The organism is Kitasatospora sp. NPDC094015 (assembly GCF_040304075.1).
Classification (GTDB): Bacteria; Actinomycetota; Actinomycetes; order Streptomycetales; family Streptomycetaceae; genus Kitasatospora.
The window spans coordinates 245,168-267,462 of record NZ_JBEOUL010000002.1 but is presented as its reverse complement, the minus strand read 5'-3'; the positions used below and the strand labels follow the sequence as shown (position 1 = coordinate 267,462).

19 protein-coding genes are annotated in these 22,295 nt (G+C 74.6%); 6 read left to right on the top strand and 13 right to left on the bottom strand.

The annotated features are described in order from the left end of the window. Positions 1 to 43 precede the first annotated feature (43 nt). Together ABT014_RS03510 and ABT014_RS03505 are read left to right on the top strand one after the other, a co-directional pair. Complete coding sequence (locus ABT014_RS03510) at positions 44 to 1,282, top strand: cytochrome P450 (RefSeq protein WP_350636575.1); 1,239 nt, start codon at positions 44 to 46, stop codon at positions 1,280 to 1,282. Positions 1,283 to 1,314: 32 nt separating this feature from the next. Continuing rightward, complete coding sequence (locus ABT014_RS03505) at positions 1,315 to 1,509, top strand: DUF6011 domain-containing protein (RefSeq protein ID WP_350636573.1); 195 nt, start codon at positions 1,315 to 1,317, stop codon at positions 1,507 to 1,509. A gap of 15 nt (positions 1,510 to 1,524) precedes the next feature. Here the strand turns inward: ABT014_RS03505 and ABT014_RS03500 are convergent, their stop codons facing one another. Continuing rightward, complete coding sequence (locus ABT014_RS03500) at positions 1,525 to 2,106, bottom strand: Uma2 family endonuclease (RefSeq protein WP_350636921.1); 582 nt, start codon at positions 2,104 to 2,106, stop codon at positions 1,525 to 1,527. A 448-nt stretch (positions 2,107 to 2,554) separates the two neighbouring features. After that, complete coding sequence (gene glnA, locus ABT014_RS03495) at positions 2,555 to 3,967, bottom strand: type I glutamate--ammonia ligase (RefSeq protein WP_350636570.1); 1,413 nt, start codon at positions 3,965 to 3,967, stop codon at positions 2,555 to 2,557. 271 nt (positions 3,968 to 4,238) lie between these two features. Here glnA and ABT014_RS03490 point away from each other — a divergent pair, with 271 nt between their 5' ends. Continuing rightward, positions 4,239 to 4,706: an RDD family protein gene (locus ABT014_RS03490; RefSeq protein WP_350636568.1), complete on the top strand. Its 468-nt coding sequence runs from the start codon at positions 4,239 to 4,241 to the stop codon at positions 4,704 to 4,706. Positions 4,707 to 4,818: 112 nt separating this feature from the next. Here ABT014_RS03490 and ABT014_RS03485 read toward each other — a convergent pair whose 3' ends face one another. The 7 genes from ABT014_RS03485 to ABT014_RS03455 all read right to left on the bottom strand — a co-directional run bounded on the left by ABT014_RS03485 (position 4,819) and on the right by ABT014_RS03455 (position 12,272). Further along, positions 4,819 to 5,508 carry a DUF4191 domain-containing protein gene (locus ABT014_RS03485; protein WP_350636566.1) on the bottom strand — a complete coding sequence of 230 codons (690 nt, stop codon included), beginning with the start codon at positions 5,506 to 5,508 and terminating at the stop codon, positions 4,819 to 4,821. 69 nt (positions 5,509 to 5,577) lie between these two features. Beyond that, on the bottom strand, positions 5,578 to 5,814 hold the full coding sequence (locus ABT014_RS03480) for a hypothetical protein (protein ID WP_350636564.1): 237 nt from the start codon (positions 5,812 to 5,814) through the stop codon (positions 5,578 to 5,580). A 217-nt stretch (positions 5,815 to 6,031) separates the two neighbouring features. Continuing rightward, the gene (lipA, locus tag ABT014_RS03475; RefSeq protein ID WP_350636562.1) at positions 6,032 to 6,985 is read right to left on the bottom strand and encodes a lipoyl synthase; all 954 of its coding nucleotides are present in this window, start codon (positions 6,983 to 6,985) and stop codon (positions 6,032 to 6,034) included. A gap of 118 nt (positions 6,986 to 7,103) precedes the next feature. Next, a complete protein-coding gene (gene lipB, locus ABT014_RS03470) occupies positions 7,104 to 7,904 on the bottom strand; it encodes a lipoyl(octanoyl) transferase LipB (protein ID WP_350636919.1) in 801 nt (266 codons plus the stop codon). Positions 7,905 to 8,021: 117 nt separating this feature from the next. Then, on the bottom strand, positions 8,022 to 9,959 hold the full coding sequence (locus ABT014_RS03465) for a helix-turn-helix domain-containing protein (RefSeq protein ID WP_502894829.1): 1,938 nt from the start codon (positions 9,957 to 9,959) through the stop codon (positions 8,022 to 8,024). 69 nt (positions 9,960 to 10,028) lie between these two features. After that, positions 10,029 to 11,393 (bottom strand): MFS transporter, encoded by a 1,365-nt coding sequence (locus tag ABT014_RS03460; protein WP_350636560.1) that lies wholly within the window; start codon positions 11,391 to 11,393, stop codon positions 10,029 to 10,031. 114 nt (positions 11,394 to 11,507) lie between these two features. Beyond that, a complete protein-coding gene (locus ABT014_RS03455; protein ID WP_350636558.1) occupies positions 11,508 to 12,272 on the bottom strand; it encodes a 3-hydroxybutyrate dehydrogenase in 765 nt (254 codons plus the stop codon). 300 nt (positions 12,273 to 12,572) lie between these two features. On the opposite strand from ABT014_RS03455, the gene ABT014_RS03450 reads away from it, so the two are divergent. Then, positions 12,573 to 14,297, top strand: coding sequence for an NsdA family TPR-like regulatory protein (locus tag ABT014_RS03450; protein ID WP_350636556.1), 1,725 nt, complete (start codon positions 12,573 to 12,575; stop codon positions 14,295 to 14,297). A gap of 1,132 nt (positions 14,298 to 15,429) precedes the next feature. Here ABT014_RS03450 and ABT014_RS03445 read toward each other — a convergent pair. Together ABT014_RS03445 and ABT014_RS03440 are read right to left on the bottom strand one after the other, a co-directional pair. Continuing rightward, positions 15,430 to 16,758 (bottom strand): FAD-dependent oxidoreductase, encoded by a 1,329-nt coding sequence (locus ABT014_RS03445; RefSeq protein ID WP_350636554.1) that lies wholly within the window; start codon positions 16,756 to 16,758, stop codon positions 15,430 to 15,432. A gap of 402 nt (positions 16,759 to 17,160) precedes the next feature. Then, on the bottom strand, positions 17,161 to 18,066 hold the full coding sequence (locus tag ABT014_RS03440; protein ID WP_350636552.1) for a TIGR01777 family oxidoreductase: 906 nt from the start codon (positions 18,064 to 18,066) through the stop codon (positions 17,161 to 17,163). 69 nt (positions 18,067 to 18,135) lie between these two features. Here ABT014_RS03440 and ABT014_RS03435 point away from each other — a divergent pair, with 69 nt between their 5' ends. Together ABT014_RS03435 and ABT014_RS03430 are read left to right on the top strand one after the other, a co-directional pair. Next, the gene (locus ABT014_RS03435) at positions 18,136 to 18,633 is read left to right on the top strand and encodes a GNAT family N-acetyltransferase (RefSeq protein ID WP_502894828.1); all 498 of its coding nucleotides are present in this window, start codon (positions 18,136 to 18,138) and stop codon (positions 18,631 to 18,633) included. Positions 18,634 to 18,719: 86 nt separating this feature from the next. After that, positions 18,720 to 19,724, top strand: coding sequence for a DUF2510 domain-containing protein (locus ABT014_RS03430; protein WP_350636548.1), 1,005 nt, complete (start codon positions 18,720 to 18,722; stop codon positions 19,722 to 19,724). A 67-nt stretch (positions 19,725 to 19,791) separates the two neighbouring features. On the opposite strand, the gene ABT014_RS03425 is transcribed toward ABT014_RS03430, so the two are convergent. Next, complete coding sequence (locus ABT014_RS03425; protein ID WP_350636915.1) at positions 19,792 to 20,307, bottom strand: DUF4240 domain-containing protein; 516 nt, start codon at positions 20,305 to 20,307, stop codon at positions 19,792 to 19,794. A gap of 139 nt (positions 20,308 to 20,446) precedes the next feature. Continuing rightward, positions 20,447 to 22,270, bottom strand: a complete 1,824-nt coding sequence (gene sucB / locus ABT014_RS03420) for a 2-oxoglutarate dehydrogenase, E2 component, dihydrolipoamide succinyltransferase (RefSeq protein ID WP_350636546.1) — start codon at positions 22,268 to 22,270, stop codon at positions 20,447 to 20,449. Positions 22,271 to 22,295: the final 25 nt, after the last annotated feature.

The following is a 22,295-nucleotide window of genomic DNA, read 5'->3' as shown; positions in this document are numbered from 1 at the left end:
GGGGCGGAGTGATCACGATCAAGGGGGCGGTGCCGTGGACGGCATGGCGATCATCGAGCACCTGGTGTCACCGGAGGGCCGGGCCGACCCGTACCCGCTGTACGAGCTGGCCCGGCAGCAGAGCCCGGTACTGCCCTGCGGCGACGGGCTGGTGCTGGTCACGGGGTACCGGGAGGCCGACCGGGTCCTGCGCGACCCGGCCTTCGGGGTACGGAGCGCGGAACAGCAGCCCGAGGTGGGCCGGCCGCCGGTCGCCGGACCGGCCCGGGAGCTGTTCGCCCGGTCCGTGCTGGAGACGGACGCACCCGACCACACCCGGGTCCGGTCGCTGATCGGCTCGGTCTTCACCGCCCGCCGGGTGGCCGCCCTCGCCCCGGCCGTGGCGCTGGCCGTCGACCGGCTGCTCGACGAGCTGGCCGAGCGCGGCGCCGGCGGTACCCCGGTCGACTTCATGGACGCCTTCGCCTTCCGCCTCCCGGTCGGAGTGGTCTGCGAACTGCTCGGCGTGCCCGAGCAGGATCAGCACCGCTTCCGCGGGCTGGCCACGGACCTCACCGCCGCACTCGAACTCGACGCGGAACCGGCCGAGTTGGACGCCGCCGACCTGGCGGCCGAGGAGCTCGGCGACTACTTCCTGACGCTCGCCGCCCGCCGTGCCGCGGATCCGCGCGACGACCTGGTCAGCGACCTGGTCGAGGTCGCCACCGCGGACGGCCGCCGGCTCGGCGGGCACGAGCTGATCGCCAACCTGGTGGTGCTGCTGGTGGCCGGCTTCGAGACCACCACCAACCTGCTGGGCAACGCCCTGCAGCTGCTCTTCGACCACCCGGAGCCGCTCGCCCGGCTGCGCGCCGGCCGGCTCGCGCCGGGCGCCGTCACCGAGGAGGTGCTGCGGTTCGACCCACCGGTGCAGCTCACCACCCGGATGGTGCAGGGGGACGGGCAACGGCTCGGCGGGGTCCCCGTCCCGGCCGGCACCGGGGTGCTGCTCCTGCTCGGTGCGGCCAACCGCGACCCGTCCCGCTATCCGGAGCCCGACCGCTTCGACCCCGACCGCTTCGACCCGGCCCACTGCGGCCCGGCGGGCCCGGCGGGCCGGCCGCTCAGCTTCGGCGCCGGCGCCCACTTCTGCCTCGGCGCCCGCCTCGCCCGCCTGGAGGCCGACCTCGCCCTGCCCGCCCTGCTCGACCGCTTCCCGGCGCTCGCCCCGGCCGCCGCCCCGCCCCGGCGCGAGCGCCTGGTCCTGCGCGGCTACCGCGCGATGCCGGTCCGCACGGTCTGACCCGGGGGCGAGCGAGCGGGCACACTGTGGGGGTGTCGGACCCCGCCCTGATCCCCCCGATCCCCGCCCGCCTGCCGGCCGAGGTGCGCTGCCTGCGCTGCGGCCGCCCGCTGCACGACCCGGAGTCCCGGATGCTCCGGCTGGGCCGCGAATGCCGCCGCCCCGACCCGTCCGTCCGCGTCCTCCCCGGCGACCAGGACCCCCTCCCGGGCCTCACCACGGACTGAGCCGGGCGCCCGGCGCTACCAGCTGTCCGGGTAGCGGGTCAGCCCCGCCGTCTCGAAGACCCAGCGGTCGACGTGCACGGCGTCGCCGAACGCGTGCGTGCGGGCGGTGGCGTAGCGCGTCCCCTCGGGCGAACGGACCGGATCGCCGTAGACCGACAGGGTCGCCTTGCGCGGATCGACCACGAGATAGGTGGGGATGCCCATCCGCGGGTAGTCGTCGAGCTTCTCGCGGTAGTCGTTGTTGGGATTGCTCCCCGAGACCACTTCGACCACCAGCAGCAGGTCACGCGAATTGACCTTCCGGGCCGCCAGGTCGATCCCGTCGGCCGCGAGCACCATGAGGTCGGGAATCTTGCGGAGCCCGGTCACCGGGTCCTCGACGTCGGTGTCGCTCAGCACGATGACGTCCGGCGTCTGTGCCTCGACCTGCCGGCGCAGGTGGCGGACGTTCAGGCCGCGAGGCAGCGTCCGGTCGACCATCACGACGGAGATCTGCCCTTCGGTGATCTCCACCTTCCAGCCGCCCTCCAACTGCTCGACGACTTCCCGCAGTTCGTCGGCCACCTCGCGCAGCCGCCGGATCTGTTCGGGGTCCATGCTGTTCACGCCGCCCTCCGTGGGTACCTGGGTTCAGGCTGCATGGGAGCGGGCCGGGCGGGTCGTACGGCCAGGGCGGCCGTCCCCGGGGCGACGGCGTGGCCGACGAGTCCTTCCTTGTTCGGCCGACCGGAAAAACCCGTTGCCCGTACCGCCCGCTCCCGTGCAGCCTGACCGGGTGTCCAGAGTGCCCTACCCCCGTGAACTTGCCTGGGAGGACGTCGATCCTGCCCGTCATCCTTTCGATCCCGGTGCGGTGGCACAGGTGGTCAACTCCCTCGGACCGGCGAGGCGGGTGCCCTCCCGTACGGATCCGGAGATCGACCTGACCCGGGTCAATTGGGTGCTCGGAGCGAGTCCGCGGTACGACATTTCCTCAGGTCAGCGAGGTGCTGACCTGCGGAAACATTGAGAGATCGACCTGCGTTCCCGCAGGTCGGAGGTCCCCCTACAGGTCGTAGTACAGCTCGAACTCGTGCGGGTGGGGCCGCAGGGCGATCGGGGCGATCTCGTTGGTGCGCTTGAAGTCGATCCAGGTCTCGATCAGGTCCGGGGTGAAGACGCCGCCCGCGAGCAGGTACTCGTGGTCGGCCTCCAGGGCCTCCAGGACGGCGCCGAGGGAGGCGGGGACCTGGGGGACGGCCGCGTGCTCGTCGGGGGCGAGCTCGTAGAGGTCCTTGTCGACCGGCTCCAGCGGCTCGATTTTGTTCTTGATGCCGTCCAGGCCGGCCATCAGCATGGCGGCGAAGGCCAGGTACGGGTTGGAGGCCGGGTCGGGGGCGCGGAACTCGATCCGCTTGGCCTTGGCGTTCGAGCCGGTGATCGGGATCCGGATCGCGGCCGAGCGGTTGCGCTGCGAGTAGACCAGGTTGACCGGTGCCTCGAAGCCCGGGACCAGGCGGTGGTAGGAGTTCACCGACGGGTTGGTGAAGGCGAGCAGCGAGGGCGCGTGCTTGAGCAGCCCGCCGATGTAGTACCGGGCGGTGTCGGAGAGGCCCGCGTAGCCCTGCTCGTCGTAGAAGAGCGGGGAGCCCTCGGTCCACAGCGACTGGTGGACGTGCATGCCGGAGCCGTTGTCCCCGAAGATCGGCTTCGGCATGAAGGTGGCGGTCTTGCCGTTGCGCCAGGCGACGTTCTTGATGATGTACTTGAACAGCATCAGGTCGTCGGCGGCGTGCAGCAGGGTGTTGAACTTGTAGTTGATCTCCGCCTGGCCGGCCGTGCCGACCTCGTGGTGCTGGCGCTCCACCTCCAGGCCCGCCTTGGCCAGTTCGAGCGACATCTCGGCGCGCAGGTCGGCGAAGTGGTCGACCGGCGGGATCGGGAAGTAGCCGCCCTTGTACTTGACCTTGTAGCCCCGTACGTCGCCCTCGGCGGAGCCGCTGTTCCAGGCGCCCGCCTCGGAGTCGATGTGGTAGTACGAGGCGTTGGCGCTGGTCTCGAAGCGCACCGAGTCGAACACGTAGAACTCGGCCTCCGGGCCGAAGAACGCTGTGTCGGCGATGCCGGAGGAGGCCAGGAACGCCTCGGCCTTCTTGGCCACGTTGCGCGGGTCGCGGCTGTAGGCCTCGCCCGTGATCGGGTCCTGGATGAAGAAGTTGATGTTGAGGTGCTTCTCGGTCCGGAACGGGTCCAGACGGGCGGTGGCCAGGTCCGGGACGAGTGCCATGTCGGACTCGTGGATGGCCTGGAACCCGCGGATCGACGAGCCGTCGAACATCAGGGTCTCGGACGGGTCGAAGGTGGCCGCCGGCACCGAGAAGTGCTGCATGACGCCCGGCAGGTCGCAGAACCGGACATCGACGAACTTGATGTCGTTGTCGGCGATGTACTGCTTCACCTCGTCGGCGTTGGTGAACATCCATCCTCCTCAGCGTGCGGTCTGGTGGCGCCCTAGGGCGGCTCACGTTAGAGCTGGGCCGTTTCCGGCCGGTGACTCCACCGTTTCCTGAATGTTAACCGGACCGCGCCGCCGGGCGGCAAAGCCGTACGGTTCCGGACAAAACGCGGCCCCCGGCGGCACCCTGGACCCCAAGTGGTCCAGACCACTTGTGGCAGTCCGGCGACACCGGATTCACCCCTCGGGGGGAGGGCGGCGAAGATCGCCCGAGAGGTCCGGATACTGTGGATTCGTGGATACCAGAGAAGCGTTGGGATCGTGGATCGACGGCCCGAAGGCCGCGGCCGAGCGGATGGGCGCCGACTTCGGCCACCGCGGCGAGCGCCTGGGCCTGCCCGCGGAGGGCCCCGGCTCGGTCGCCGGCCCCGGCCGGCGGATCGGCGCGCTGTTCGTCGACGGCTGGCTGTGCAGCCTCGTCGCCTACGGGCTGCTCGCCCGCGGTGACCAGGCGGTCGCCAACCTGTGGACCACCCCGCTGTTCTACCTGGTGACCGTGGTGCTGCTGGCCACCGCCGGCTTCACCGTCGGCAAGCGGCTGTTCGGCCTGCGGGTCGTCCGGCTCGACGGCAGCCGGCCCACCGTGCCGCAGGTGCTGCTGCGCACCCTGCTGCTCTGCCTGGTGGTGCCCGCGCTGGTCTGGGACCGCGACTCCCGCGGCCTGCACGACAAGGCCGTCGGCACCGTCGAGGTTCGGATCTGACGAGGTCCGGATCCGACACCACGACCTGACAGGTCGAGAACGGCCCCGCACGTCGAACGGCCCCGCCGCGAGTGGATCGCGGCGGGGCCGTGGTGTCGTCGGGGCCGCTCGGTCAGCGGGCCTGGCCGCCCTTGGGTATCCGGGCGCCCTTGGGCATCGGGCCCTTGGGGATCGGGGCCTTGGAGAGCAGGTCGCCCAGCGCGCGCAGCCGGTCGTTGGTCTCGGTGACCTGGCCCGGGGTGATCGCCCGCGGCAGCCGCATCAGGTGGATCTGCAGCTTCTTCAGCGGGATCTCGCCGTCGCCGTTGCCGACCATGATGTCGTGCACCGGGATGTCGCCGACCACCTTGGACATCTTGCGCTTCTCGGCCGCCAGCAGCGGCCGGACCCGGTTCGGGTTGCCCTCACCGATCAGCGCGATGCCGGCGCGGCCGACCGCCCGGTAGACCGCGTCCTGGTTGCGGGTGACCGCGACCGGGGTCGAGTTCGCGCTCCAGCCGCGGCGGATGTTGTCCAGCACCGCGGCGACCGCGCCCGGCTGGCCCTCCATCTGCCCGAAGGCGGCCCGCTCGGCCCGGCGGCCGAAGACGATCGCCATGGCCAGGAAGGCCACGATGAAGCCCAGGATGCCCAGGTAGATGGGGTGACCGATCAGGAAACCGATGGCGAGGAACACGCCGAAGGTGAGGAGGCCGATGCCTCCGATGATCAGGCCGATCTTGGTGTCGACCTTCTTGGTCATTTGGTATGCCGTGCGGATCTGCTTCAGCCGCCCGGGGTTCTCGGATGTTTCCCTCGCCATACCGCTCATGGTACGTGTGGCAGGTACGGGATATCCAAGGGCGGTGCCGGTTCGTGACCTGGTCGTCCGCTACGCGTGCTGCCGGGAGCCGGTCGGACCCCCGCCCCGGACGCCGGACGGCGCGGTCCCGTCCACCCGGTCGGCCGCGTGCCGCCGGTTCTCGCAGACCGCGGACCAGGCGTTGATCCGGGCGCGGCGCTGGCCGCCGGCCAGCAGGACCCGCTCCGCCAGCCGCACCGCGTCCCCGACCGACCGCACCCGGCCCAGGTCGAGCCCGCCCCGTACCGCTCCGATACCTGCCTGCATGTCGCGCGCTCCCGTGCCTGTCGGATTGCCTGTCGGATCGCCGGTCGGACCACCTGGCCGGTGCCCACCGGGTGAGCCCGCCGGGACCGGTCCGACCCCGCCATCATGACCGCCCGCTGTTACCGGTCGGTGACCTCGGCGTCAAAGGCCGATGAAGCCACCCGGACGCGACGACGGGGCGGGCCCCAACGGGACCCGCCCCATCATCGGACGAAACTCAGACCGCGGCCTGCGCGCGGTGCTCCAGCGCCTGCCGGTACAGCCGCCCGGCGCGGTAGGAGGAACGCACCAGCGGACCGGACATCACCCCGGCGAAGCCCAGCTCCTCGGCCTCCTGCTGGAGCTCGACGAACTCGTGCGGCTTCACCCAGCGCTCCACCGGGTGGTGGCGCACGGACGGCCGAAGGTACTGGGTGATGGTGATCAGTTCGCACCCGGCGCCGACCAGGTCGGCCAGCGCCTGGCTGACCTCCTCGCGGGTCTCGCCCATGCCCAGGATCAGGTTGGACTTGGTCACCAGACCGGCCGCGCGGGCCTGGGTGATGACGTCCAGCGAGCGCTCGTAGCGGAACGCGGGGCGGATCCGCTTGAAGATCCGCGGCACCGTCTCGACGTTGTGCGCGAGCACCTCGGGGCGGGAGTCGAAGACCTCGTCCAGCAGCGCCGGCACCCCGTTGAAGTCCGGGATCAGCAGCTCGACGCCGGTCCGGCCGGCGGCCCGCTCGGCGGTCAGCGCGTGCACCTGGCGGACGGTCTCGGCGTACAGCCACGAGCCGCCGTCCTCCAGGTCGTCACGGGCGACGCCGGTGATGGTCGCGTAGTTCAGGTCCATCGTGACGATCGACTCGGCCACCCGGCGCGGCTCGTCCCGGTCGAAGTCGGCGGGCTTGCCGGTGTCGATCTGGCAGAAGTCGCAGCGGCGGGTGCACTGGTCGCCACCGATCAGGAAGGTCGCCTCGCGGTCCTCCCAGCATTCGAAGATGTTGGGGCAGCCCGCCTCCTGGCAGACCGTGTGCAGCCCCTCCTTCTTCACCAGCGACTGCAGCGCGTTGTACTCCGGGCCCATCTTCGCCCGGGTCTTGATCCACTCGGGCTTCCGCTCGATGGGGGTCTCGGCGTTCCGGACCTCCAGACGGAGGAGCTTCCGGCCGTCGGGTGCGACAGCGGACACGTGCGACTCCTAGGACTAGACGGGGTACCCCCAGGGTACGCCTGTACTTTCTTCGATTGCGCCGGGCCCGGCCCTGCAATCGCAGGGCAACAACCGAGACCCGGTATGGATTCCCGGCTCAGTGGGCGAGCGAGGGCTCCGCGAGCTCGGCCAGCACCGCCGTGAGCTGCCGCTCGACGACCGGCAGCGCGTCGGCCACCGTGAAGTCCCGGCCCAGCTCGGAGCTGACCGAACCGACCCCGGCGTCCCGGATCCCGCACGGCACGATCTTGTCGAACCAGGTCATGTCCGGGTCGCAGTTGAGCGCGAAGCCGTGCATGGTCACGCCGCGCGCCACCCGGACGCCGATCGCGGCCAGCTTGCGGTCGTCACCGCGCTGGCCCGCGTTGGACGGCGCGTACTCCGGGCCGGCCAGCCGCGGATCGATCCCCAGCGGCAGGCCCATCCGCAGCGTGAGCTTGCCGATCTCCACCACCTGGGACGGGTCCACCACCGCGTCCGGGATCTCCGCGCCCAGCTTCCAGACCCCGCTGCGGCCCTCGATCCTGGTGGTCTCCACGCCGAACTCGGCGCACGCCCGGATCAGGGCCTCCTCCAGCCGCCGCACGTAGGCGACGACGTCGATCGGGTCCGGCAGCTTGACGATCGGGTAGCCGACCAGCTGGCCGGGGCCGTGCCAGGTGATCTCGCCGCCCCGGTTGACCTCCACCACGGGGGTGCCGTCGAGCGGCAGGTCGGCCGGGTTGGTGCGCTTGCCCATGGTGTAGACGGGCGGGTGCTCCAGCAGCAGCACGGTGTCCGGGATCTCGTCCGCGACCCGCAGCGCGTGCAGCCGCTGCTGCTCGGCCCAGGCCTCCTGGTACGGGACCGCGCCGGCGCCCGTCCCCAACCGCACGAACCGTATCTGCTCGCTCACCACTGCTCCTTGCCAGGCGTTCGAGACCAACCCCAGAACTGTACGCCTGCGCCGCGGCGGCGCGTCCGGCAGCGCCCCGGCCCCCGTCCGGCCCCCGCCCGGCCCGCGGCGGGCGGGGGTTCAGCCGGCCGCGAGCAGCTGGAGGCGCAGCGCGAGGTGGAGTTCGAGGCTGCGCTCGGGCCGGTTCCAGTCCGCCCCGAGCACCGCCTCGATCCGGTCCAGCCGCTGCACCACCGTGTTGACGTGGACGTGCAGCTGGTCCTTGGCCCGGGTGAGGCTGCCGCCGCAGTCGAAGTACGCCCGCAGGGTGCGCACCAGCTCGGTGCCGCGCCGGGCGTCGTACTCCAGCAGCGGTCCGAGGGTGGCGCCGACGAAGGCGTCCACCTCGTGCCCGTCGCCGAGCAGCACCCCGAGGAAGCCCAGGTCGGAGGCGGCGGCGCCCTCACCGTCCCGGCCGAGCACCCGCAGCGCCCGCACGCAGCGCAGCCCCTCCGCGTACGCCGCGGCGAGCGGTGCCGGCCCGGTGGCGGGCCGGCCGACGCCGACCGTCACCGGGGCGCCGGCCAGCCGGGCCAGCCGTTCGGCGGTGTCCCGGGCGAGCGGGCCGGGGGCCGTGCCGTCCTCGGGGAGCAGCAGGACGACGGCCTCGCCGTGCTCGGCGCTCAGGCCGCGGGAGCCGAACAGGTGGCGGGCCGCGGCGCCGGCCAGCCGGGTGCGGCCCTCGGCGGTGGTGGTGGCGACCAGGGCCAGGTGCGGCCGGGCGAGGTCGACGCCGAGCCGGCGGCCGCGGGCGGTCAGTCCGGCCGGGTCGCGGTCGGGGGCGGTGAGCAGGTCGGTGAGCAGTTCGCCGCGGATCCGGTTCTCGGTCTCGGCGACGGAGCGCCGCAGCAGCAGGAGCAGCGCGGTGACCACCCCGGCGCGCTCGAAGATCCGGCGGTCGGCGTCGTCCAGGCCGGGGCGGCCGTGCAGCGCGAGGCCGCCCAGCAGTTCCTGGCCGGCCAGCACGGCGCACACCCAGCCGGTGCCGTGCCGCACCGCCCGGGCCTCGCGGCGGGAGGCGGCGAGCGCCTGCGCCAGGTCGCCGCCGGTCAGGGCCCGGCCGGTGACCGGGGCGCCCTCGGGGTCGTGGACGGAGACCTCCGCGTCGAGCAGGACGGCCACCTCGGCCGCCACGTCGGCCACCTCCGCGCCGCGCAGCACCAGGTCGGTGAGCCGGTCGTGGGCCTGTTCGGCGCGCTGGACGGCGGCGGAGTGGGCCCGGATGACCTCGTTGGCGGTGGCGAGCCCGGCGAGCGCGGCACGGGTCTCGGCGAGCGAGCCGGCGGTGTCCAGGGCGATCGCGGCGTGCGCGGCCAGGGTGCAGAGCAGGGCCACCTCGTCGGGCGAGAAGGCGCGGGCCGAGCGGTCGGCGGCGAACAGCACGCCGATGACCCGCCCGCCGAGCAGCAGCGGCACCCCGATGATCGCGACCAGGCCCTCGTCCAGCACGCCGGCGTCGATCCGGGCGGTGTGCCGGAACCGCTCGTCGGTGCGGTAGTCGGGGGTGGCGTACGGGCGGGCGTGCTGGGCGACCAGGCCGCCGAGGCCGTCGCCGAGGCTGAGCCGCAGGTGCTGGAAGAGCGCGGAGACCGAGCCGTCGGTGACCCGCATGTAGGTGTCGCCGGCGGCCTCGTCGGGGAGCGTGAGGTAGGCGGTGTCGGTGCCGAGCAGCATCCGGGCCCGGCGGACGATGGCCTGCAGCACGGAGTCGAGGTCGCGGGAGGCGGCCAGGTCCCCGGCGGTGTCGAAGAGCGCCGTCAGCTCGGTCTCCCGGCGCCGGTGCTGGCGCAGGGTCCGGTGCACCCGCAGGGCCTGCCAGGTGGCGTCGTCGATCTGCGCGAGCACCTCGGCCGGGGCGCCCCGGCGGCGGGCGTCGGCGAGCACGTCGGCGAAGTCCTCGGTGGCGGCGCCGGCGGCCAGCAGGTCGAGCAGCCGGCGCAGCGCCGGGGCCGCGGTGGGGTCCGTGGCCGGGGCGCCGGGCGCGGTGCCGGTGTCGGGGTGGTCCATGGTGCGGGACATCGTGCCAGTTCTCGCTGGAGGGCGGAACGGCCCGGCGCGGATGGCGGAGCGCGCCGGGCCGTACGGGGCTCAGACGGTGACCGCCTGCCCTGCCGCCCGCTCGCCGGCCGCGCCGGAGGCCTCGACCTCGGTCAGGTCGCTGCCGCGGGTCTCGCGGGCGCACAGTACGGCGAGCACGGTGACGGCGGCGGCGATCGCCACGTAGACCGCGATCGGGGTGGCGCTGCCGTAGTCCTTGAGCAGTGCGGTGGCGATCAGCGGGGCGGGCGCGCCGGCGGCGACCGAGGAGAACTGGGCGCCGATCGAGGCGCCCGAGTAGCGCATCCTGGTCGCGAACAGCTCCGAGAAGAAGGCGGCCTGCGGTGCGTACATCGCACTGTGGAAGACCAGGCCGACGGTGACCGCCAGCACCAGCGAGCCAAAGTCCTTGGTGTCGACCAGGCCGAAGAAGACGAACGCCCAGATCCCCACCCCGACCGCGCCGACCAGGTAGACCGGCTTGCGGCCGACCCGGTCGGAGAGCGCGCCGAACAGCGGGATCAGCGCGAACTGGACGGCGGAGCCGATCAGTACGGCGTTCAGCGCGGTCTGCTTGGACAGGTGGACGTGGCCGACGGCGTAGGCCAGCACGAAGGTGGTCATCACGTAGTACGAGATGTTCTCGGCCATCCGGGCGCCCATCGCGACCAGCACGTCCCGCCAGTGGTTGCGCAGGACCGCGACCAGCGGTGGCTGCTCCTGGCCGCCCCGGGCCTCGGCCGCGGCCAGCGCCTGCTTGAACAGCGGGGACTCGTCCACCGAGAGCCGGATCCACATCCCGACTATCACCAGCAGCGCCGAGAGCAGGAAGGGGATCCGCCAGCCCCAGGCGAGGAAGTCGGCGTCGCTCTGCACGGTGGTCAGCAGCGAGAGCACGCCGGCGGCCAGCAGGTTGCCGGCCGGGGCGCCGCCCTGCGGCCAGGAGGCCCAGAAGCCGCGCCGCCGCCGGTCGCCGTGCTCGGAGACCAGCAGGACGGCCCCGCCCCACTCGCCGCCGAGCGCGAAGCCCTGCACCAGGCGCAGGGCGGTCAGCAGCAGCGGCGCGGCCACGCCGACCTGGCGGTACGTCGGCAGGCAGCCGATCAGCGTGGTCGCCCCGCCCATCAGCAGCAGGCTCAGCACCAGCAGGCGCTTGCGGCCGATCCGGTCGCCGAAATGGCCGAAGACCAGCGCACCGAGCGGGCGGGCGGCGAAGCCGATCGCGTAGGTGAGGAAGGAGAGCAGGGTGCCGGTCAGCGGGTCGCTGTTCGGGAAGAAGACCTTGCCGAAGACCAGGGCGGCGGCCGTTCCGTACAAGAAGTAGTCGTACCACTCGATGGTGGTGCCGATCAGGCTGGCACCGACCACCTTCCAGAGCCGGGAGCCGCTTCTCGCGGCGTCGGGGGAGCTGGCCATCGGGGTCACCTCGGGGGGTCGGGTGGTGCGGGGCGGGTGGGTGCGTGCGGGGGTGCGGCGGGTGCGTGCGGGGCGGGTGGGGTGTCAGGGGCGGGGCCGGGTGGTGCGGGTGGGTCAGTGCGCGGTCCAGCCGCCGTCCACGGGGAGGCTGGTGCCGGTGATGTACGAGGCGGCCGGCGAGCAGAGCCAGACGGCCAGCGCGGCCACCTCGGCGGGCTCGATCAGACGCTTGACGGCGGTGCGGTCGAGCATGATCCGCTCCACCACCTCGTCCTCGGCGATGCCGTGGGTGTCCGCCTGGTCGGCGATCTGCCGCTCCACCAGCGCGGTGCGCACGTAGGCGGGGCTGATGCAGTTGCTGGTGACGCCGTACCGGGCGCCCTCCAGGGCGGCGGTCTTGCTGAGTCCCTCCAGCGCGTGCTTCGCGGTGACGTACGCCGATTTGAAGGGGCTGGCCCGCAGGCCGTGCACGGAGGAGATGTTGACGATCCGTCCCCAGCCCTCCCGGTACATGTGCGGCAGGGTGCGGCGCAGGATCCGGAACGGCGCCTCCACCATCACCCGCTGGAGCTGGAGGAACCGTTCCACCGGGAACTCGTGCAGCGGAGCGACGTGTTGGAGGCCGGCGTTGTTGACGACGATGTCGGCGTCGTCCGGCAGCGCGTCCACCGCCACCGGGTCGGCGAGGTCGGCGACCCAGGCGGTGCCGCCGATCCGGCCGGCCACCTCGGCGGCCCCGGCGGCGCTCAGGTCGACGACGTGCACCCGGGCGCCGGCCGCGGCGAGCGCCTCGGCGCAGGCCCGGCCGATGCCCGCGGCGGCCCCGGTGACCAGGGCGGTCCGGCCGCTGAGCGGGCCCGGGGCGGAAGTGGTGTCCATGGCCGAGAACGGTAGGAACTGCGGGCCCGTCCTCCTATGTGACCGACCGCCACAGCACCCGCCCCGGACATGGGGTTCGACGCCATGGGGGCGGATTCGGCGCAGCAGACGTCCAAGCCAAACACGCGGGACCCGAGCTTCCCCACAACGGACGCCAATGCATCACCCGTTCGGAGGATTGCCCGCCCAGATCCGCCCATAGCGCCCGAATGCTCGCTACATTCACGCCGATTCCCGACAGGGGGCGCCGCACCGAGCACCGGGGGGATCCGGTGCGTCGCTCGAGAGGTGTTGACAGACATGCCCCAACGGCCTGCAACCGACAGCCCGGCGTACGGACCGCTCGACCCGCTCGACCCGCACAAGGTGCCGGCCGGGGCCCCTGCGCACGCGCCCACCGTGCCCACCGTGCCCAGCGGGTCCGCTCTGCCCGGCGGGTCCGCCCTACCCGGTGGGTCCGCCGCCGACCACCCGGCCGACCCGGCCCCGGCCGGTCCGACCCGTACCCAGAACCCACAACTCGCCGCGCTCATCGAGGAGTCCGGCTTCTCGCACGCGGGGCTCGCCCGCCGGGTCGACCAACTCGGCCTGGAGCACGGGCTCGACCTGCGCTACGACAAGACCTCGGTGACCCGCTGGCTGCGCGGCCAGCAGCCCCGCGGGGCCACCCCCGCGCTGATCGCCGAGGTCTTCACCCGCCGCCTCGGCCGCCGGCTGACCGCCCAGGACGTCGGGCTGGACGCCTGCGCCCCGGTCTACGCCGGCCTGGAGTTCGCCGAGACGCCGCAGGAGGCGGTCGACATCGTCGCCTCCATGTGGCGCAAGGACAACGGCCCGTACGCCGAACTCCGGAAGATCGCCTTCACCCCGGCCGGTCTGGTGGTGCCCAGCCGGGACTGGCTGATCGGCCGCACCGACGAGCGGGTCGCCCGGGACGGCTCCGCGCCGCCCCCGGAGGAGGCCCCGCCGACTGCCCGGGTCGAGCTCCCGGCCGCCCGGGCCGGCCACCACGCGGGCCCGCCCCGGGTGCCGCAGCAGGGCCGGCCGCCCCAGCACGGCCGCCGGCCGCCGGCCGGTCCCGACCAGCCGGAGCAGCCCCGCGACCACCGGCCGCCGGTCCGGGTCGGGCGGGGCGACATCGCCGCCATCCGCGCCGTCGGCGACCTCTTCCGCGCCCTCGACCACGCCTACGGCGGCGGCCACGCCCGCCAGGCGCTGGTCCGCTACCTGGAGAGCGAGGCCGAGCCGATGCTGCGCGGCCGCTACGGCGAGCCGGTCGGCCGGGCGCTGTTCAGCGCGGTCGCCGACCTGACCAGGCTGGCCGGCTGGACCTCGTTCGACATCGCGGCGCACGGCCTGGCCCAGCGGTACTTCGTGCAGGCCCTGCGGCTGTCCCAGGCGGCGGGGGACAGAGTGCTCGGCGGCTTCATCCTCACCACCATGAGCCAGCAGGCCGTCCACCTCGGCCACGCCCGGGAGGCCATCCAGCTCGCCCGGGTCGCCCAGCAGGGCGTCGGCAGCACCGCCGTACCGGTGGTGCAGGCGCTGATGCACGCCGCCGAGGCGCGCGGTCACGGCCTGGTCGGGGACGTCCGCTCCTGCACCACCGCGCTGGTGCGCTGCGAACGGGCCCTGGCCACCAGCCGCCCGAGCGACGAAGTGCCCTCCTGGGCACGGTACTTCGACGACGCCCAGCTGGCCGACGAGTTCGCGCACTGCTACCGCGACCTCCAGCAGTGGCGGCCGGCCGCCCAGCACGCGGAGAAGTCGCTGCGGCTGCGCGGGCCCGCCTACGCCCGCAGCCGGATCCTGTGCCGGCTGGTCCTCGCCTCCGCCCGGCTGGGCCTCGGCGAGGTCGAGGAAGCCTGCTCGATGGCCACCGACGCGCTGCGGGCGGCCGGTGAGATGCGCTCCGCGCGCACCGTCGAGTACCTCCGGGACTTCCACCGCCGGCTGGCCCCCTACCGCAGCCACAGCGGCGTCCGGGCCTTCGAGGACGCGGCCCGGCAGTCGGGCGTGATCTGACCCCGCCCCGGCCGAGGCCCCACGCCCGCCCCGCCGCACGGCCACCCGGCCACGGGGCGGGCACGGGGCCCGACCGGAGACGGACACCCGGCCACGGACCACCCGCGGGGCGATCCGTACGCGCGCGTCGGTGATCCGCCGCGGTGCGCGGGGCGTGCGGAGTGGTGGCGCTCCCGGAGACCGGCGCCCCGGGTGATCTGCCGCCCCTGACGCCCTTCGCGCCGGGGGCGGGTCACGCCGCCCATCGTGCGTCGTCGCCGGGCAACGCGGTGCACGCGCGGGGCGCTGGGCCACCACGTCGACCGTCCGCTGCCGTGCGCGGGTGGGCGAAGCGGTGCCGCTCCTGGGTCCGGAATGCCGGGTATCCGGCCGCCCGAAAGCACTCTGCGCCGGGGTGGGTGATGCCGCCCATCCGTACGGGCGGCGCAGGGAGGCCCGACGACGCGACAGGAGGCGGGCGGGCCCACCCGCTGGGCGCTGGGCACCAGGTCGGCCACCCGTCGCCGTGCGCGGCCGAGCGGAGTGGTGCCGCTCCCGGGGACCAGCATGTCGGTTCACCCGTTGTTCGGATGCCCTCTGTGCCGGAGGTGGGTCATGCCGCCGATCCGTGCGTCGTCGCCGGGCTCCGCAGTGAGTCCTGACGACGCGACCGGAGGTGCGAGGGCCCACCCGCCGGGCGGCCGGTGCAGGCGGCGCGCTGGGCACCAGGTCAGCCACCCGTCGGTCCTGCCGTTCCCGGGGACCGGCAGGCCGGGGCGCCCGCCGCCCGAACGCCCTACGAACCGGAAGCGGTCACGCCGCCCGTCGGGCACCGCAGGGAGGGCCGTCCGGTACCCCGGGCCCCGCGCAGCCCGATCGGCCGGCGGCACGCCGGAGTTCCCGGGGGTCCGCCGGGCCGTGGGCGGCAGCCTGCCACCCACCAGGCCACCTGCCGCCCGGGCGGTATGGCGCTCCGGACCCCCGGCCCGGACGGCTACCGGCTCGGCCGCCCCCTCACCGGCCGAGTCACCTGTGTCACCCACCCGCCGGTCGGAGGCCGGGGGAGGGCCGGTCCGGCCGGTGTCCGGATCCACCGCGCCCCCCGGTACGAGGGTGATCCGGACACCGGCCCCGCCGCTGCGCCACTGCGCCCCTACGCGGCCACGTCCGCCGCCCGCTCCGCCGACGGCACGCCGAGGTCGCTGAGCACCGCCTCGGCCGCCCGCCGCCCCGACACCAGCGCGCCCTGGACGGTGCTGGTGTCCCGGTGGTCGCCGCAGGTGTACAGCCCGGCGAGCAGCCGTACCGGGCGGCGGACGTTGTGCGGCGGCGGCATCGCCGGCACGGCGTCCGGCTGGTGCCGCACGCTCAGGAACTCCCAGCCGGCCGTCCCCGTGCCGTACAGCTCCGCCAGCCGCCGCCGTACCGCCGGCTCCGCCCCCGCCGGGCCGCCCGGGTCGAAGCTCTGCCGGCCGAGCACGGTGGTGGCGATCAGCGACCGCCCGGCCGGCGCGTAGGACGGGTCCAGCGCGCTGAGCACCAGCGAGTGCGAGATCCCGCCCCGCGCCGTGTCCCGGTCGGCGTCGAGCAGCAGCAGCGGCTCGTCGGTCGGGGCGCGGTCGGCGGCGTGGAAGTACGTGGTCACCGGGTGGAAGCCGGGCAGCCGCAGTCCGGGCAGCAGTACGGCGGCCGAGCGTGCGTCGGTGGCCACCACGACCGCCCGGGTGGCGATCCGGCCGTGCGCGGCGGTCTGCACGCCGTCCGCCGAGACCGCGACGGCCTCGACGCCGAGCCGGACGGTGCCGGCCGGCAACTGCTCGGCCAGCTGGGCGGGCACCGCGCTGGCCCCGCCGGCGGGCAGGCAGAGCCGGCCCCGGGCGTAGCTGCGCAGCACCAGGTCGGCCACCCGGCTGCTGGTGGTGAGCGCCGGGTCGGCCAGCAGCACCCCGAGCAGCGGCCGCAGGAAGCCCTCCACGATCCGCGGCGACAGGCCGCGCTCGGCCAGGGCGCGGGCGGCGGTGGTCTCCGGGCGGGCCAGCAGCCGGGAGGCCGGCGTGGCGGCGAGCCGGCCGAGGGTGGCGGCCAGCCGGGCCTTGTCGAGCGGGCTGCCGAGCGGGCCTCGAGTGGCGGCCTGGCGGGCGGTGGTCTGCTGCGGGTCGCCGACCCGGTGCCGCCGGCCGCCGCTGTACACCAGCATGCCGGGGGCCAGCGGGCGCAGCGCGAGCCGGTCCACGTCGAGGCGGCGGCCGAGCTCCGGGAAGTCGGTGTTCAGCAGCAGGGCGCCCTGGTCCAGCCGGAAGCCGTCCAGCTCGCGGGCGGCCATCCGCCCGCCGAGCTGCTCCGCGGCCTCCAGGACCTGGACGGTGATCCCGCGTGCGGTCAGCGCCCGGGCTGCTGCGAGGCCGGCGAGACCGGCGCCGATCACGACGACGTCGGGGTCCGACGGCTGGCGGATGCGGCGGGTGAAGTCGTATGCGGGCACGGATGTGCTCCTCCCTGACGGTGGTCTCCGCGGCCGGGCGCGGCCGGACCGGTGAACTCCGGCCGTGCGGGCAGCGTCGTGCCGGGAACCGGTCCGTTCTCGTGATGCCCCGTCAATGTGCTGATCAGACCGCAGGGCCCGGTGGAAAGGGGAGTCACGGGAGGGGCGTGGCGGCACCAGGCGGGGGCACGGTCACGGAGTGTGCGCCATCCGGGGGCGGCCGGTGGGGTCGCGGGCGCGTACGGTCACCACAGGCGCGCAACGCGCCGTCGGCATGCCTCCGTGCGCCCCCCGGTGTGCGCGGTCGCCGGGAATGCACGGCCCGAAGCGCCGTTCCCACCCGTCCCCGCAGCCCGCACCCGCCCGCAGGACCCCCGCCTACAGCGCCGCCCGGACCCCCGCCTACAGCGCCGCCCGGACCACCGCCTCCGCGTCCCCGTGCCGGAACTCGAACCCGGCCGCCAGGAGCCGCTCGGGCCGCACCCGGTGGCTGCCCGCCACCTCGACCGCCATCTCGCCGAGCACCGTCCGCAGCGCGAACTCCGGCACCGCGAACACCGTCGGCCGTCCGAGCACCCGGCCCAGCACCTCGGTCAGCTGCCGGTTGGTCACGGGCTCGAGGCCGGTCAGGTTGACCGGCCCGCTCAGCTCCGGGGTGTCGATCAGGAACCGCAGCGCCGCGACCTCGTCGGCCAGCGAGATCAGGCTCCAGTACTGCTCGCCGGAGCCGAGCCGGCCGCCCAGCCCCAGCTTGAACAGCGGGAGCAGCCGGGCCCCGGCGCCGCCGTCCGGCGAGAGCACCAGCCCGGTCCGCGGGTGCACCACCCGGATGCCCGCCTCGGCGGCCGGCCGGGCCGCCTGCTCCCACTCCACGCAGACGGAGGCCAGGAAGTCCCGCCCGGCCGGGTCCGTCTCGGAGATCACCCGGGCGCCGGTCTGGCCGTAGTAGCCGACGGCCGAGCCGCTCACCAGCACCGCCGGCGGGTCCTTCAGCCCGGCCAGCGCGCCGGCGATCGCCTCGGTGCCCAGCACCCGGCTGTCCCGGATCTCCCGCTTGTACGCATCGGTCCAACGCCGGTCACCGACCCCGGCACCGGCCAGGTGCACCACCGCCTCGACGCCCTCGAGACCGGCCGTGTCCACCCGCATCAGGTGCGGGTTCCAGCCCACCCCGACGGTGCCGTCCGGCTGCGGCCCGGTCCGGCCGCGCTGCCGTACCAGCCGCACCACCTGGTGCCCGTCCGCCAGCAGCGAGCGGACCAGCGCCGAACCGATCAGACCTGTGGAACCCGTCACCGCGATACGCATGCGGCCATCCTCGCAGCCCCGGGGCCGCGGCCGGGGTCACAGCCGGGGTCACGGCCTACCATGTCGGCCATGCGCACCAGTGATCTGACGATACGTCCGGCCGTGGTCGAGGACGAGCCGGCCCTGCTGGCCCTGGACCGCGCCGTCTGGTCGCCGGTCAGCGAGGTCACCCCCAGGCGGACCGAGGACGCCGTGCTCTTCGACGAGCGGCACGTCCCGGAGCAGTTCCTGATCGCCGAACTGGCCGGCCGGGTGGTCGGGTACGTGCGGCAGGTCCCGCCCACCCCGCTCGCCAGCAACCGGCACATCCGCCAGATCCAGGGCCTGGGTGTGCTGCCCGAGGCCCGTGGCCGGGGCGTCGGCGACGCGCTGATCGAGGCGGCCTGCGCGGCGGCCCGCGCCGAGGGCGCCCGCCGGATGACGCTGCGGGTGCTCGCCCCCAACACCGCCGCCCGCCGGCTGTACGAGCGCCGCGGCTTCCGGGTCGACGGCGTCCTGCCGGGGGAGTTCCTGCTGGAGGGCTGCTACGTGGACGATGTGTTGATGGGCCGTCGGCTCGACGGCTGAGCCCCGCCCGGGACGCGCCCCGGCGTGCCAAGTCGTGACCGCTCCGCCCTGCCGCCCGCCGGTCCGGGGCCGGTACCGTTGCGGGGGTGACCAACTCGATCCCTCCCGGCTGGTACCCCGTCCAGGGGACGTCCCAGGAGCGTTGGTGGGACGGCACCGCCTGGACCGCCGACGTGCGCCAGGCCGGTGCGCCCACCCCCGGCCAGCTCGCGGACGCGCCGACCCAGGCCTGGGAGAGCCCGGCCGCCGCCCAGCCCGGACAGTCGGCGCAGCCCGCCCAGCAGCCGGCGCAGCCGGGGTACGGCCCGGCCGCCCAGCCCGCCTACGGTTACCCGCCGCAGGGCCAGCTCGGCGGCTACGGCTACCCGGGACCCCCGCCGGAGCCGCGGCGCAACGGGCTGGTGATCGGCATCAGCATCGCCGTGGTGGCGGTCCTGGTCGCGGCGGCCGCGATCGGCTACGCGTACACCCGCGGTGGCGACGACCCCACGCCGCCCCCGCCGTCCCCCTCGCCGTCGGCGTCCGCCTCGCCCAGCAGGTCGGCGCCGCCGTCCCGCAGTCCCAGCCCACGCCCCAGCCCCTCGCCCAGCGCGGGCGCCGCGACGACGGTCACCGACGCCCAGCACGGGCTGCGGGTCACCGTCCCGGCGGGCTGGACGTCCCGGGACGCCACCGCGGTCGCCTCGATGCACGCCACCAGCGGTCCGTACGACTGCGGGCTGTCCGAGCAGTGCGTGCGCGGCCAGTTCTCGATCGAGGCCCAGGCGTTCCCCGGCACCGACGCCAAGATCGCGGCGGAGGCGGCGATGGCCAACTACGCCCCGGCGATCTTCGGCAAGCTGACCGGCCACCGCGACCTCACCTCCGGCCCGATCACCGTCGCCGGCGTCGACAGCTACGCCGTGCGCTGGTACGTCACGCCGGAGCAGGGCGCCAGCGGCTACGTCCTGATGGTGGCGGCGCCGGCCGAGGGCGGCGGCTTCGTGCTGCTGCACGGCGGGGTGGACGACGACCCGCTGGCCCCCAAGCCCGCGGTGCTGGAGCAGATCGTCGCGGGCATCCGCTCCACCGCCGGCGGCAGCGGCGCCTGACCGGCGGGCGGGTGGGCCCGGCGCCGAGCCGGGCCCACCCGCTCCTGATGCACTCACCCCGTGGCGCTCACTCCCCGAACCGCTCCCAGAGCAGGGGGAACCGTTTCGCCATCACCGCGGGGTCGTCGAAGTCGAACGGCTCGCCCTCGGGCCCGTCCGGCTGCTCCAGCCCGAGTTCGGGCAGCGGCAGCCCGGTGAGCTGCTCGTACGCCTCGTCGGCGGCGTAGCCCAGGTCCTCGGCCTCGCCGTCCTCCTCGTCGTCGAAGTCCGGCACCAGCTCGGCCAGCGCGTCCGGCTCGTGCACGGCGCCCTCGTACACCTCGCGGCCCTGCCCGATCAGCCAGCACCGGAAGTAGTCGAAGGTGTCGTCCGAGGCACCGTCCAGGAGCAGGTACGCGGCGCCCCACAGCTCGGTCCGGTACGCCCGCTGGAACCGGGCCTCGAACAGCCGGGCGAAGTCGATCACATCGTCGGGCGTCAGCTGCACCAGGCGCTCCACCAGCGCCTCGGCCTGGTCGTCCGGGTCGCCGTCGGCCGCGTCCCTGGTCTCGTCGATCAGCTGCCAGAACTCCGTCTCGTACATCACCGCTCCAGCATCCCCGTTCCCCCCGGCCCGCGCACACCCGGCGCACGGCGGGGCGGCCGGCGAATCCGAGCCCTTTCCCGGGAACGACGGTGCCCCGCCCGTCCGAGGACGAGCGGGGCACCGGGGTGCGGCCGGATCAGAGGCCGAGGTCGCCCTCGAAGGCGCCCTCTTCCAGACGGGCCTTGACCGTGCCCAGGTAGCGGGCGGCGTCGGCGCCGTCCACGATCCGGTGGTCGTACGACAGGGCCAGGTAGACCATGTCGCGCACGGCGATCGTCTCGCCCAGGTCCGGGTGGTTGATGACCACCGGGCGCTTGACGGCGGCGCCGATGCCCAGGATCGCCACCTGCGGCTGGTTGATGATCGGGGTGTCGAACAGCGCGCCGCGCGAGCCGGTGTTGGTGATGGTGAAGGTGCCACCACCCAGCTCGTCCGGGGTGACCTTGTTGTCGCGGGTGCGGGCCGCGAGGTCGGCGGTCTTCTTGGCGATGCCGGCGATGTTGAGGTCGCCCGCGTCGTGGATGACCGGGACGAGCAGACCGCGCTCGGTGTCCACCGCGATGCCCACGTGCTCGGCGCCGTGGTAGGTGATGGTGCCCTCGGCCTCGTTCACCTGGGAGTTGACGACCGGGTGGGCCTTCAGCGCCTCGGTGGCGGCCTTCACGAAGAACGGCATCGGGGACAGCTTGACGCCCTCGCGGGCCTCGAAGCCGGCCTTCGCCTTGGCGCGCAGGCGCATCAGCTTGGTGATGTCGACCTCGACCACGGTGGTCAGCTGCGCCGACACCTGGAGCGACTCGACCATGCGCTTGGCGATGACCGAGCGCAGGCGCGACATCTTGACCGTGGTGCCGCGCAGCGGCGAGACCTCGGCGACGGTGGCCGGGGCCTTCGCGGCGGAGGCGGCCGGGGCGGCGGTACGGGCCTTGGCGGCCTCGGCCGCGGCCAGCACGTCCTGCTTGCGGATCCGACCGCCGACACCGGTGCCGGTGACGGCGGACAGGGCGACACCCTGCTCGGCGGCGAGCTTGCGCACCAGCGGGGTGACGTAGGCGTCACCACCGTCGGCGGCCGGTGCGGCCTGCGCCACCGGAACAGCGGCGACCGGGGCGGCCGGAGCGGGAGCCGCGACCGGGGCCGGGGCGGCGACCGGGGCGGCCGGAGCCACCGGGGCCGGGGCCGGGGCGGCGACCGGGGCGGCCGGAGCCACCGGGGCCGGGGCCGGGGCGGCCGGAGCGGCGGCGACCGGAGCCGGGACCGCAGCCGGAGCCGCGGGGGCGGCCGGAGCAGCCGCCGGAGCCGGAGCGGCCGGAGCCGCGGGGGCGGCCGGAGCCGCACCCGCCGCGCCGATCAGCGCGAGCTGGGCGCCGACCTCGGCGGTCTCGTCCTCGCCGACCAGGATCTTGACCACGACGCCGGCGACCGGCGAGGGGATCTCGGTGTCGACCTTGTCGGTCGAGACCTCGAGCAGCGGCTCGTCGACCTCGACCGTGTCACCCTCGGCCTTCAGCCAGCGGGTGACGGTGCCCTCGGTCACGCTCTCGCCCAGGGCGGGCAGCAGGACCGGGGTGGCGTCGGCAGCGGGCGCGGCCGGAGCGGCGGCGGCCGGCGCGGCAGCCGGAGCAGCCGGAGCGGCGGGGGCCTCGGCCACGGGGGCCGGGGCGGGGGCGGCGGCCGGAGCGGCCTCCGCCACCGGGGCGGCAGCGGCGGCGGGCGCGCCGGAGCCGTCGTCGATGACCGCCAGCTCGGCGCCCACCTCGACGGTCTCGTCCTCGCCGACCTTGATCGAGGCCAGGATGCCGGACGCCGGCGCCGGGATCTCGGTGTCGACCTTGTCGGTCGACACCTCGAGCAGCGGCTCGTCCATCTCCACGTGCTCACCCTCGGCCTTCAGCCAGCGGGTGACGGTGCCCTCGGTCACGCTCTCGCCCAGTGCGGGCAGTGTTACTGAGACCGCCATGGTTTCAGCGACTCCTATCAAGTCT

What these genes read in the sequence shown, in the direction of transcription:
- ABT014_RS03425 (WP_350636915.1), bottom strand. Translation starts at nt 20,307, where the DNA reads ATGTACGAGACGGAGTTCTGGCAGCTGATCGACGAGACCAGGGACGCG.
- ABT014_RS03440 (WP_350636552.1), bottom strand. Translation starts at nt 18,066, where the DNA reads ATGCGTATCGCGGTGACGGGTTCCACAGGTCTGATCGGTTCGGCGCTG.
- ABT014_RS03500 (WP_350636921.1), bottom strand. Translation starts at nt 2,106, where the DNA reads ATGGACCCCGAACAGATCCGGCGGCTGCGCGAGGTGGCCGACGAACTG.
- ABT014_RS03485 (WP_350636566.1), bottom strand. Translation starts at nt 5,508, where the DNA reads ATGGCGAGGGAAACATCCGAGAACCCCGGGCGGCTGAAGCAGATCCGC.
- ABT014_RS03510 (WP_350636575.1), top strand. Translation starts at nt 44, where the DNA reads ATGGCGATCATCGAGCACCTGGTGTCACCGGAGGGCCGGGCCGACCCG.
- ABT014_RS03455 (WP_350636558.1), bottom strand. Translation starts at nt 12,272, where the DNA reads ATGGACACCACTTCCGCCCCGGGCCCGCTCAGCGGCCGGACCGCCCTG.
- sucB (WP_350636546.1), bottom strand. Translation starts at nt 22,270, where the DNA reads ATGGCGGTCTCAGTAACACTGCCCGCACTGGGCGAGAGCGTGACCGAG.
- glnA (WP_350636570.1), bottom strand. Translation starts at nt 3,967, where the DNA reads ATGTTCACCAACGCCGACGAGGTGAAGCAGTACATCGCCGACAACGAC.
- ABT014_RS03460 (WP_350636560.1), bottom strand. Translation starts at nt 11,393, where the DNA reads ATGGCCAGCTCCCCCGACGCCGCGAGAAGCGGCTCCCGGCTCTGGAAG.
- ABT014_RS03480 (WP_350636564.1), bottom strand. Translation starts at nt 5,814, where the DNA reads ATGCAGGCAGGTATCGGAGCGGTACGGGGCGGGCTCGACCTGGGCCGG.
- ABT014_RS03450 (WP_350636556.1), top strand. Translation starts at nt 12,573, where the DNA reads ATGCCCCAACGGCCTGCAACCGACAGCCCGGCGTACGGACCGCTCGAC.
- ABT014_RS03465 (WP_502894829.1), bottom strand. Translation starts at nt 9,959, where the DNA reads ATGTCCCGCACCATGGACCACCCCGACACCGGCACCGCGCCCGGCGCC.
- ABT014_RS03435 (WP_502894828.1), top strand. Translation starts at nt 18,136, where the DNA reads ATGCGCACCAGTGATCTGACGATACGTCCGGCCGTGGTCGAGGACGAG.